Raw genomic sequence first — 12024 nt, 5'->3', positions numbered from 1 at the left:
GCCGCCATGGTCGGGCTGATCCTGCTCGCCAGTTCGCTGACGATCGTTCCCGAGACGAGCCAGGCAGTCATCCTGCGCTTCGAACAGCCCTACCGCACGATCAACCGGTGGAAGCCGAACGAAGTGTTCGGCAGCACCGGCGCTGGCCTCGCCGCACGGATCCCGTTCGTCGACCGGCTGATCTGGGTCGACAAGCGCGTGCTCGACGTCGAGCTCGACAAGCAGCCCGTGCTCTCGACCGACCAGTTGCGGCTCGAGGTCGATGCCTATGCGCGCTTCCGGATCGTCGATCCGCTGCAGGCGGTGACGTCGACCGGCAGCACCTCGGTGACCGAACAGCGCGTGATCGACCAGCTCCAGCCGTTGCTGAGCTCGGCGTTGCGCAACGAGCTCGGCAAGCGCCCGTCGGCGTCGCTGCTCAGCCCCGAGCGTGGGCAGGTGATGGACAATATCCGTGCCGGCCTGCAGAAACTCGCGAGCCAATATGGCGTGCAGATCATCGACGTCCGCATCAAGCGGACCGATCTTCCCGCTGGCACCCCGCTGCAGAGCGCGTTCGACCGGATGAAGACCGCACGCCAGCAGGAGCGCCTGACGATCCAGGCGAAGGGCCAGCAGGACGCGCAGATCATCAGCGCGGAAGCCGACGCGAAGGCCGCGCAGATCTATGCCGAGGCGTTCAACAAGGACCCCGACTTCTACGATTTCTATCGCGCAATGCAGTCCTACCGCACGACTTTCGGGTCCGAGGCGAAGGGCGACACGTCGATGGTTCTGTCGGGCGACAATGCCTATCTGCGCCAATTCGAGGGCAAGAAGTGATAGAGTGCATCCATTTCGCCTGACTAACGGTTCATATTCAAACGTCGTTCAGCATCGCGTCGTATGACTATGCGCGTTGCCGTTCACGGTAGACGAGAGGAAGATCACTAGTGCGCTACGCCTACGCCATCACCGCCGCCCTGTTGCTGAGCGGCACAGCGACCGCCATCGCGCTCCCCACGATGAGCGGTGCGCAAACCGCGCAGAACGAACCCGCCGCCATGGCAGCGACCGCGCCCAAGGCCGGCGCGCCGATGAGTTTCGCCGATCTGGTCGCCAAGCTGCAGCCTGCGGTCGTCAACATCTCGACCAGCCAGCATATCACCCAGGCACAGCAGCCCAATCCGTTCGCGGGGACGCCGTTCGAGGGTCTGTTCAACCAGAGCCAGGGCGGTGGCGCCGCGCCGGTGACGCGCCAGGCGACGTCGCTGGGATCAGGCTTCATCATTTCGCCCGACGGTTATGTCGTCACCAACAACCACGTCGTCGCCGCAGGCGCAAAGGGCGCGACGGTCGATTCGATCACCGTCACGCTCACCGACCGCAAGGAATATGTCGCCAAGCTGATCGGCCGTGATCCGACGTCGGATCTCGCGCTGCTCAAGATCGACGCCAAGGCGCTGCCGTTCGTCAAGTTCGGCAACTCCAACGCGGCGCGCGTCGGCGACTGGGTCGTCGCGATCGGCAATCCGTTCGGTCTCGGCGGCACGGTGACCGCAGGAATCGTCTCGTCGCTGCACCGCGTGACGGGCGGCGGCGCGTATGATCGCTTCATCCAGACCGATGCCGCGATCAACCAAGGCAATTCGGGCGGCCCGATGTTCGACCTGTCGGGCAACGTCATCGGCATCAACTCGCAGATTTTCGCAGGGCAATCGGGCGGCAACATCGGGATCGGCTTCGCCATTCCAGCAGACGACGCCAAGCCGGTCATCGAAAAGCTGATGAAGGGCACCACGATCGCGCGCGGCTATCTCGGCGTCGGCCCGCAGCCGATCGACGACGATCTCGCCAACTCGTTCGGCCTGCCCAAGAACCAGGGCGAGCTGCTCCGCCAGATCGAGCCGGGCCAGCCCGCAGAAAAGGCCGGGCTCAAGGTCGGTGACGTCGTGCTGCGTGTCGATGGCAAGCAGGTCAACCCCGACCAGTCGCTCAGCTATCTCGTCGCGAACATCACGCCGGGCAGCCGCGTCCCGATCGACATCCTGCGGCAGGGCCGCCCGATGACGATCGCGACCGTGATCGGTACGCGTCCGTCCGAGGAAGCGCTGATCGCCAAGGCGAGCGGTGCCGAGAGTGACGACATGAGCGACGACGACGATACGCCGACGGTGCCAAAGGCCGTGCCGAACGCGCTCGGCGTCACCGTCCAGACGCTGACCCCGCCGATCGCGCGCACCTTCAGCATCGATTCGTCGGTGCAGGGCGTCGTCGTCGGGATGGTCGATCCGACCAGCGACGCGGCGTCCAAGGGCCTGAAGCGCGGCGATGTCATCATCTCCGCCAATGGCGCACCGACGACGACCCCGGCAGCGCTCGCCGCAGCCGTCGCGCAGGCCAAGGCCGCCGGTCGCACGCAGATCGCGCTGCTGCTGGTCCGCGGGCGCAACCCGGCTGCGTTCATCGGCGTCAAGCTCAAGAAGTAAGACGAACGTTCCGCTCCCCCCACCGGGGGAGCGGAATTTTCCTTCCGCCTCCACCGATTTCGCGCAATAGCTTTGCCCGCAACAGCGCGCGCGGGAGGCCCTGTAATGACCGACACCCCTATTGCCCCAGGTGGCATTTTCATCGGCGCCGGCACGGGCGGCACCAAGCCCCAACAGCTCGACCTCAAGCGCGCCAACCGGCACGGCCTGATCGCGGGCGCGACCGGCACCGGCAAGACCGTCACGGTCCAGGGCCTGATCGAGGGCCTGTCGAAGGCGGGCGTCCCCTGCTTCGTCGCCGACGTGAAGGGCGATCTCTCCGGCCTCGCGATGGCGGGCTCCCCCACCGCAAAGACCCACGCCACCTTCGCCGCGCGCGCCGCCGAGATCGGGGATGCGACCTGGGCCTATGCCGATACCCCGGTGCAGTTCTGGGATCTGTTCGGCGAGCAGGGCCATCCGATCCGCACCACCGTGAGCGAGATGGGACCGCTGCTCCTGTCGCGGCTGATGGACCTGAACGAGGTGCAGGAAGGCGTGCTGACGATCGCCTTCCACGTCGCGGATAAGGACGGGCTGCTGTTGCTCGACCTCGATGACTTGCAGGCGATGCTGGTCGATTGCGCGGGCCGCGCGGAGGAACTGACGACCACTTACGGCAACGTCTCCAAACAGTCGGTCGGGACGATCCAGCGCGCGCTGCTCCAGTTGCGCAGCCAGGGCGGCGAGCATTTCTTCGGCGAGCCTGCGCTCGACATGGACGATTTCATCGGGACGGACGACAAGGGCCGCGGCATCGTCAACGTCCTCGCGGCGGACAAGCTGATGGCGAGCCCCAAGCTGTACGCCACCTTCCTGCTGTGGCTGATGAGCGAATTGTTCGAGCATCTCCCCGAGGTGGGCGATCCCGACAAGCCGGTGCTGTGCTTCTTCTTCGACGAGGCGCATCTGCTGTTCGATGCCGCACCCAAGGCGTTGCTCGAGAAGATCGAGCAGGTCGTGCGGCTGATCCGCTCGAAGGGCGTCGGCATCTATTTCATCACGCAGAACCCGATCGATATTCCCGATACGGTCGCCGGGCAGCTCGGCAACCGCGTCCAGCATGCGCTCCGCGCCTTCACCCCGCGCGACCAGGCGGCGGTGCGCGCGGCGGCGACGACCTTCCGCGCGAACCCCGGGGTCGACGTCGAGACCGCGATCACCGAGCTGAAGGTCGGCGAGGCGCTCGTCTCGATGCTGCTCCCCGATGGCTCGCCCGCGCCGGTCGAACGCATACTGATCGCGCCACCGGGCTCGCGCGTCGGCCCGGTGACGCCGGTCGAGCGCGGCGTGCTGATCCAGACCGATCCGGTCGGCACGAAATACGACACGCCGATCGACCGGGTCTCGGCCGAGGAGATCCTGTCGGGCAAGGCGCAGGAAGCCGCCGCCGCCGCCGCCGAAGCCACCGCCAAGTCGGCCGCGGACAAGGCTGCCGCGGTCCAGGCGAAGGCCGATGCGGTCGCCGCGCGCGTGGCGGAGAAACAGCGCGTCGCCGAACAGCGCGAGGCCGACCGCAAGGCGAAGGACGACGCGCTCGCCGCGGCAAACTCGCCGTGGAACCGGGTTGCGACCTCGGCGGCGCGGTCGGCGTCTTCGGCGGTCGGGCGGCAGGTCGCGAACGAGGTGTCAAAGGCGGTATTCGGCTCGTCGCGCGGGGCTTCGGGCGGGATCGTCGGGAGCCTCGTGCGCGGTGTGCTGGGCGGGCTGTTCAAGGGGCGGTGATGGCGGGCGGTGATGGGGGCCTTGCCGATCACCCTCCCCTTCCCGCTCTTCCCCCTTCTTACACTTCCCCGGCGAAGGCCGGGGCCCAGTAGCGGCGCAACAGTTCGCGCGCGCACCGCGCGAGAACGGCGACCTTCGCTACTGAGCCCCGGCCTTCGCCGGGGAAGCGCATTCTTTGAACAACAACAGCGCTCTAACCAGAAATCACCCCACCCGCCGCAAGCGCATCCAGCTCCACCTCGGACACACCCAGCACCTCCGCCAGCACCGCGCGCGTATCCGTCCCGGCGCGCGGCGGTGCGCGATCGTAGCGGGCCGGCGTCTCCGACAATATCACCGGGAAACCGACCACCCGCAGCGGCGTGCCGTCGTCGCGCGCCAGCGTCTGCACCGCGCCCCGCGCCGCAACCTGCGGATCCGCGAGGATCTCGGGAATGCCCTGCACCTTGCCCGCCGGAAGCTTCGCCGCCTCCATCGCGACGACCAGATCGTCCACCTGCCACCGTGCCACCGCCGGGCCGACCAGATCGTGCAGCGCCGCGCGATTGGCGCTGCGCAGCGATACGCTCGCGAACCGTGGATCCTCGAGCAGCGCGCCCAGCCCGAGGATCGCCGCGAAATCGCGGAACTGCCGGTCGTTGCCAAGCGCGACGACGATATCGCCGTCCGCGCACGCATAATCGCGATACGGCACGATATCGGGGTGGTCGTTCCCCAACCGCCCCGGCACCGCGCCGCCGTTGAGATAGCGCGACGCCTGATTCGACAGCATGCTGAGCTGCGTATCGAGCAGCGCGCAATCGATATGCTGCCCCTGCCCGGTCGCATCGCGGTGGCGCAGCGCGGCGAGGATCGCGACAGTGGCGTAGGTGCCGGTGAACAGGTCGACGATCGGCACGCCGACCTTCATCGGCCCGCCGCCGGGCACGCCATCGGGCAAGCCGGTGATGCTCATCAGCCCACCCATCGCCTGGATCAAAAAGTCATAGCCGCCCTTGTCGGCATAAGGCCCGGTCTGCCCGAAGCCGGTGATCGAGCAATAGATCAGCCGCGGGTTGAGCGCGGATAGCGCGGCATGGTCGAGCCCGTATTTCGCAAGCCCGCCGACGCGGAAATTCTCGACCACTATGTCGCTCTGCAGCGCCAGCCGCCGGATCAGCGCGGCGCCCTCGGGGGTCGAGAGATCGATCGCGAGCGAGCGCTTGTTGCGGTTCGCGCACAGGAAATAGGCGGAATCGCCCGAGCCGTCGGCGAGCGCGGGTCCGCCCCAGCGACGGGTATCGTCGCCCTGCCCCGGCTGCTCGATCTTGAGGATGTCCGCACCGAGGTCGCCCAGCATCTGCGTCGCCCACGGGCCGGCGAGGACGCGCGACAGGTCGAGGACCTTGACGCCCTCGAGCGCTTTGGGGGTCGGTGCGGCGGGAGGCGGGAGATCGGACATGCCCGCGTGCTGCCACGAAATTCCGTGCCGGGCGAGGGGCTCCGGCATTTTCCTGCCCCCCCCCGTTCGTTTCGAGCGAAGACGAGAAACCCCGCGCTGTGCCAGGTTTCTCGACTACGCTCGAAACGAACGGAGAGGTGGCGGTTCCGGCCCTCCTACCCCAGCCGGATCGTCCGCCCCTCGCGTACCGAGCGGTAGATCGCCTCGACGATCCGCATGTCGCGCAGGCCCTCCTCGCCCGAGACGATCGGCTCTCGCCCGGCGACGACGCTCTCGGACATATGGTCGAGCTGCCCTGCGAATTGCGTGACGCGCGGCCCCGGCGGCGGGGTGACCGCTTTCTCGCGACCGTCCTCGCCGACCCACATATGGTTGCCGGTATACCGCGTCGCAGGTTCGAGCTCGATCCGCCCCGCGTCGCCCATCAGCAGCACGTGGTTCTGCGCGGCGCTGTACATCGACTGGCAACTCGCGATCGCGCCGGACGGGAATTCGAGCGTCCAGTCGAGGATGTCCTCGACCTCGCGGAAGCGCGGGTCGCGCCGGTCGGTCGATTCGCGCGCGGTGACCGCGACGGGTTCCTCGCCGGTCATGTAGCGCGCGGCCTGCAGGCTGTAGATGCCCATGTCCATCAGCGAGCCCCCGCCCGACAGCGCCCGCTTGAGCCGCCACGCCGCCGGATTGTGCTGGACGAAGCCATGCTCGCTGCGGACGTAGCGGATCTTCCCCGCCGCCCCGCTCCGAGCCAGCCGCACCGCCTCGAGATTATACGCCTCGAAATGGCAGCGATAGCCGATCATCAGCTTGCGATCCGCCGCACGACACGCCGCGATCATCGCCTCGCATTCGGCGACCGACACCGCCATCGGCTTTTCGCAGAGCACGTGCTTGCCCGCGCGCGCGGCGCGGATCGTGAACTCTGCGTGCATTGCGTTCGGCAGGCAAACATAGACGATATCGACGTCGGGATTGTCGCGGATCCGGTCGAAATCGGCGTAGGAGTAGATCGCCCCCGCGCCGAGGCCATGCTCGGCGGCGACCCGCGTCGCCTTCGCGCGGTCGCCGCTCACCACTGCGGCAAGGCGGCTGTGCGTGCAATTGACGAATTGCGGGATGATCACGCCGAGCCCGTAGCTGCCGAGCCCGACGATCGCATAGCCGAGCTTGCGTCCCGGCACCGCACGCGCGGCGCTGCTGTTCGCCAGCAGGAGCGCGGCGGAACCGAGCAGCAGGTCGCGTCGCCCGAAGTCCATCACCGGTTTTCCCATTGTATCAGTACGCAAGCATCTGCCCCTGCCACCCGAGCGATTGCGCGGTGATGGCGAGTTGCGTGCGGTTCCGGACCTTGAGCTTGCGCATCAACGCGGTCATGTGCGCCTTGACCGTCGCCTCGGCGATCCCGAGGTCGAACGCGATCTGCTTGTTGAGCTGGCCCGAGGACACGCCGTCGAGCACCTTGCGCTGGGTCGGCGTCAGCAGCGCGAGCGGCTGGTCCGGGGCAGCGTCACAAGACGGCACATGCGATTGATCGGCTATCACGCAACCTCTCCCTGTAGCGTTGGGCGTGACGTTGCACGCACTTCGTCCGACCGGACACGCCGGTCGCGCAAGGCCCGCTTTCGAGTCCTCACTGCATTACACTAGGCAAATTGGTTGGACAGGTTCAACCCCCCATTGTTTCCACAGCGTCATATTCTGCGATTTGTTGCCAATTTGACGCAATGCTGTCCGACAGCTTGACCACGGGTGTGCCATCCCGGCATCTGCGTTGAATGCGACGACGCTTCGGCTACTCTGGCCGCTGCGAAGATTGCGAGGGAGAGACCGATGAGCGAGGGGCGTCTGGCCGACAGGGCCTATGCCGGCATCGTCGAGATCATCAACGCCGACGCGCTGGCGGTGGGGGACCGGCTGCCGTCGGAGGCGCGGCTCGCCGAGACCTTCGGCATGTCGCGGACGATCGTGCGCGAGGCGTTGGTTCGGCTCGCGTCGGACGGGATCACCGAGGCGCGGCGTGGCGCGGGGTCGTTCGTCAAGCGCCGCCCGTCCGACCAGTTGATCGCATTCATGCCGATGGACCATATGTCCGCGACGCTCGGCACCTATGAGGTCCGCTTCGTGCTCGAGGCGGAGGCGGCGCGGCTTGCCGCGACGCGGCGCTCGGACGAGGAGATGGCGCAGATCGAGGACGGGTTGCTCCGTCTCCGCACCGCCCTGCTGTCGAGCGCGCCTGCGCATGACGAGGACATGGAATTCCACCGCCGCGTGATGCTGGCGACCGCCAACCCCGCGTTCCTGATCGCGTTCGAGGCGCTGTTCGCGGATGTCGAGCGGATCATGCGCGCGGGCGTCGACATCTCGCGCTCGCGCCCGCCCGAGGTGATCGGCGCGATGCTGCGCGAGCATGAGATGGTGGTTGAAGCGATCCGGGTGCAGGACCCGGACGGCGCCGCGCTCGCGATGCGCTGGCATCTGTCGGAGGGACGCAAGCGGCTGATGCCCTAGCGGACCGCCCGCGCGACGGGGTCGGAAACCCTACGCCTGCGCTGCGCGCAGCCGTGCCGCTTCGCGCGTCAGCCATACGACGGCCTCGGCGCTCAGGTCCTCGGCCGGGGCGCTGGCGTCGAGGATCGTCGCGGCCTCGTCGGGCGCGGGGCGTTCGAGCGTGGCGATCTGGCTGTCGAGCAGGCTCGGCGGCATGTAATGCCCGGCACGCGCCGCCATCCGCCGCTGCAGTTCCGCACGACTGTCGTCGAGCAGGATGAACCGCGTCGGCTGGCCGATCGCGGTGGCAAGCCGCTCGCGATAGACGCGGCGCAGCGCCGAGCATGCCGCCACCGCCACGCCATCGCGGCGCACGCGCACGCCGATCGCCGTGCCGAGCCGGTCGAGCCAGGGCCAGCGATCCGCATCGTCGAGCGGATGGCCGCTGCGCATCTTCGCGACCGCCGCCGCGTCATGGAACGAATCCCCCTCGACGAAGCTGGCGTGCAGCATCGGGGCGAGCATCGCCCCGAGCGTCGATTTGCCGCTGCCGCTGACGCCCATGATGATGACCGCCATCGGCGCGATCGTGCTGGTGGCGGATGCCCGTTGCAAAGTCATGTCCTTGTACCGCACGGCCCCCTGCGCTCCACGATCGCGCGAGGCCGGACCATGCCGGATGGCGCTCTAGCGCAGCGCCCGCGCGGATGAAAACTACGACCTTGGTCGCGGATGGCACACCCGAATACTCAGACTATCCAGCAGCAGTCCGGCCTTGCAGGCGCTGGGCCCGGGAGAGCGTCGACGTGATCAAGAGAAGCGCAGTCTGGCTGATGACGACGGCGGCGATGCTGTTGCCCGGCACCGCGCAGGCCGGTCGCTCGACGCTGGCGACCACCCCGAAGGACCCGCTGGCCATCACCGTCACGCAGGCGGCGGACGGCAGGACCGATGCCACCGCCGCGATCCAGCACGCGATCAATGCCGCGCGCCGCGCCGATGGGCAGGGCGCGGGGATCGTGTTCCTCCCCTCGGGCCGGTATCGCGTGTCGCGCAGCATCCTCGTGCCCCCGGGCATCCGCATCTTCGGCGTGGGGCCAACGCGCCCTGTGCTGGTGCTCGCCGACGCGACGCCGGGGTTCCAGAGCGGGGTCGGCACGATGGTGATCTTCACCGGCGGCGACCAGTATAACGTCGGCAAGGTCCCCGTCCCCGTCACCACCGTCGTCCCGCCGCGCGACGACGTGCGCGACGCAAATTCGGCGACCTTCTATTCGGCGATGAGCAACGTCGACGTCGAGATCGGCGCGGGGAACCCGGCGGCGACCGCGGTGCGCTTCCACGTCGCGCAGCATGCCTTCCTCAGCCACATGGATTTCCGCCTCGGCTCCGCCTTCGCCGGCGTCTACCAGGCGGGCAACGTCATGGAGGACGTGCACTTCCACGGTGGCCGCTATGGCATCGTCACCGAGAAGACCTCGCCCGCGTGGCAGTTCACGCTGATCGATTCGAGCTTCGACGGCCAGCGCGATGCCGCGATCCGCGAGCATGAGGTCGACCTCACGCTGGTCAACGTCGCGATCCGCGACACGCCGGTCGGGATTGAGATCGACCCGGGCTACAGCGATTCGTTGTGGGGCAAGGATGTCCGCTTTGAACGCGTGTCGCGCGCGGGCGTCGTCGTCAGCCGCGAGAACAGCGTCTTCACGCAGATCGGCTTCGACAACGCGGTCGCGACCGACACGCCGGTGTTCGCGCAGTTCCGCGAAAGCGGCAAGACGATGGCGGGCAAGGGCCGCAGCTACCGTGTCACCGCATTCGGCCACGGCGTCGCGGTCCCAGCGCTCGGCGCGATCGGCACGGTCGCGACCGAGGCGCAGATCACCGCGCTCCCCGCCCTCCCCGCCCCCGTCGCGCCCGCGATCCGCGCCCTGCCCGCGGTCAGCGACTGGACCGACGCGCGCACGCTCGGCGTCGTCGGCGACGGCAAGACCGACGATACCGCCGCGCTCCAGCGCGCGATCGACACGCACCGCGTGGTGTATCTGCCGATCGGATTCTACCGGATCACCGCGCCGCTCAAGCTCAAGCCCGACAGCGTGCTGCTTGGGCTTCATCCGGCGCTGACGCAGCTCGTCCTGCCCGACAACAACCCCGCGCACGCCGGGCTCGGCGGCGTCGTCCCGCTGCTCGAGACCCCACGCGGCGGGAGCAACATCGTCTCCGGCATCGGGCTGTTCACCGGGCGGATCAACCCGCGTGCGTCGGCGCTGCTGTGGCGATCGGGCGCGGACTCGCTGCTCGACGACGTCAAGATCATGGGCGGCGGCGGAACCCCCACCGCCGACGGCCTCCCGCTCGGCGCGAAGAGCGCGCGCAGCGGCGATCCGGTCGCGGACAACCATTGGGACGCGCAATATCCGAGCATCTGGGTAACCGATGGCGGCGGCGGCACCTTCGCCGACGTGTGGACGCCGAATACCTTCGCGCAGGCGGGCTTCTACGTCTCCGACACGAAGACGCCGGGGCACGTCTACGAACTGTCGGCGGAGCATCACGTCCGCAACGAGATCGTCCTCGACGGGGTCGAGAATTGGGAGTTCCTCGCGCCACAGACCGAGCAGGAAGTCGGCGAGGGAATGGACGCGGTGTCGCTCGCGATCCGCAATTCGCGCAACCTGCTGTTCGCCAACTACCACAGCTATCGCGTCACGCGGACCTTCCACCCGGCGGCCACCGCGGTCCAGCTCACCAACAGCAGCGACATCCGCTTCCGCAACGTCCATGTGAACGCCGAGAGCGCGTTCGCGAGTTGCGAGCCCGCGGGCTGCGGCACCTATGTCCGCGCGAGCAAGTTCCCGTTCGAGAATGCGATCGTCGACAAGACCCGCCACGTCGCGCTGCGCGAGCGCGAGTTCGCGCGGCTCGACCTGCCCGCGACCCCGGTCGTCGCCGCGCCGACGGCGGCGATCCCCGGGATCGGTCCGGTCCGCAAGCTCGAGGACGGGTTCTTCTCGATCTCGGGCGCGGCAGTCGATGCGAGGGGAGCGCTCTATTTCGTCGAGCATCGCTTCCAGCGGATCCATCGCTGGACCGAGGCCAAGGGGCTCGAGACGGTGCGCGACGCCGCGCTCGACCCGGTCAACCTCGCGGTCGAGGCGTCGGGCAAGCTGCTCGTCCTGTCCTCGCTCGGCGCGGAGGCGAGCGTCTATGCGTTCGACCCGGCCGCCCCCAAAGCCGCGCTGCAGGTCATCCCGGCGACGCCCGCCGCCGCGCATCCCGACGCGACCACGCTTCTTCCGGTCAACTGGTGGAACAACGGCGAATTCCGCGACCAATATGACGCGAAGACCGACCATTTCACCACGCTCGGCGAGATGTTCGCGCGCGATGCGGCCACCGCGAAACCGCTCGAATATGTCTCGCCCGACGGCAGCCTCGTCCTCCCCGCGTTCCGGGTTTGGCAACAGGGCACGCCCGACCATGTCGGCTGGCGCTTCTCGGATACGCTTGATGCGTATGGCTTCGTCCGCGGCAAGACCGGGTCGCGCGTGTTCGTCAGCAACGAGTCCGAAGGGCGCACGCTCAGCGGGCTGGTCGGCGCGGGGGGCACGCTGACCGATCTCAAGATGTTCACGGAACGCGGCGGCGAAAGCGTCGCGGTCGATGGCGAGGGGCGCGTCTTCATCGCGAACGGGCAGGTCTTCGTCCATGCCCCCGACGGCAGCGCGATCGGCCGGATCGACGTGCCCGAGCGGCCGCTGCAACTGATCTTCGGCGGGGCGGACGGGCGAACGCTGTTCATCCTGACGCACCATGCGCTCTATTCGGTCAGGGTATGAGCTGGCGAGCGCAAACGACTTTGAA

At 68.1% G+C, this 12024-nt stretch carries 9 protein-coding genes; 5 read left to right on the top strand and 4 right to left on the bottom strand.

Annotated features, from left to right (window positions below; translation table 11 throughout):
- Nucleotides 1–6 precede the first annotated feature (6 nt).
- The 3 genes from hflC to RH91_RS12205 all read left to right on the top strand — a co-directional run bounded on the left by hflC (nt 7) and on the right by RH91_RS12205 (nt 4232).
- Nucleotides 7–822 (top strand): protease modulator HflC, encoded by an 816-nt coding sequence (gene hflC, locus RH91_RS12215; protein ID WP_010163057.1) that lies wholly within the window; start codon nt 7–9, stop codon nt 820–822.
- A gap of 110 nt (nt 823–932) precedes the next feature.
- Nucleotides 933–2468: a Do family serine endopeptidase gene (locus RH91_RS12210; RefSeq protein WP_010163056.1), complete on the top strand. Its 1536-nt coding sequence runs from the start codon at nt 933–935 to the stop codon at nt 2466–2468.
- A 105-nt stretch (nt 2469–2573) separates the two neighbouring features.
- Complete coding sequence (locus tag RH91_RS12205) at nt 2574–4232, top strand: helicase HerA-like domain-containing protein (protein ID WP_010163055.1); 1659 nt, start codon at nt 2574–2576, stop codon at nt 4230–4232.
- A gap of 193 nt (nt 4233–4425) precedes the next feature.
- On the opposite strand, the gene RH91_RS12200 is transcribed toward RH91_RS12205, so the two are convergent.
- The 3 genes from RH91_RS12200 to RH91_RS12190 form a co-directional block, all read right to left on the bottom strand.
- Entirely contained in the window at nt 4426–5673 is a 1248-nt protein-coding gene (locus RH91_RS12200; RefSeq protein ID WP_010163054.1) for a CaiB/BaiF CoA transferase family protein, read from the bottom strand.
- A gap of 155 nt (nt 5674–5828) precedes the next feature.
- Complete coding sequence (locus RH91_RS12195) at nt 5829–6926, bottom strand: Gfo/Idh/MocA family protein (RefSeq protein WP_010163053.1); 1098 nt, start codon at nt 6924–6926, stop codon at nt 5829–5831.
- A gap of 19 nt (nt 6927–6945) precedes the next feature.
- Entirely contained in the window at nt 6946–7209 is a 264-nt protein-coding gene (locus RH91_RS12190) for a helix-turn-helix domain-containing protein (RefSeq protein WP_051116725.1), read from the bottom strand.
- 291 nt (nt 7210–7500) lie between these two features.
- Between RH91_RS12190 and RH91_RS12185 the strand changes: the two genes are divergently transcribed.
- Complete coding sequence (locus tag RH91_RS12185; protein WP_010163050.1) at nt 7501–8178, top strand: FadR/GntR family transcriptional regulator; 678 nt, start codon at nt 7501–7503, stop codon at nt 8176–8178.
- 30 nt (nt 8179–8208) lie between these two features.
- On the opposite strand, the gene RH91_RS12180 is transcribed toward RH91_RS12185, so the two are convergent.
- Nucleotides 8209–8778 carry a gluconokinase gene (locus tag RH91_RS12180; protein ID WP_051116686.1) on the bottom strand — a complete coding sequence of 190 codons (570 nt, stop codon included), beginning with the start codon at nt 8776–8778 and terminating at the stop codon, nt 8209–8211.
- A 212-nt stretch (nt 8779–8990) separates the two neighbouring features.
- Between RH91_RS12180 and RH91_RS12175 the strand changes: the two genes are divergently transcribed.
- Nucleotides 8991–11999: a glycosyl hydrolase family 28-related protein gene (locus RH91_RS12175; protein ID WP_010163048.1), complete on the top strand. Its 3009-nt coding sequence runs from the start codon at nt 8991–8993 to the stop codon at nt 11997–11999.
- Nucleotides 12000–12024: the final 25 nt, after the last annotated feature.

The sequence above is a fragment of the Sphingomonas sp. PAMC 26617 genome, assembly GCF_000242835.1.
Taxonomy (GTDB): Bacteria; Pseudomonadota; Alphaproteobacteria; order Sphingomonadales; family Sphingomonadaceae; genus Sphingomonas.
The sequence above is the reverse complement of the archived record's forward strand: the minus strand, read 5'-3'. Positions and strand labels throughout refer to the sequence as shown.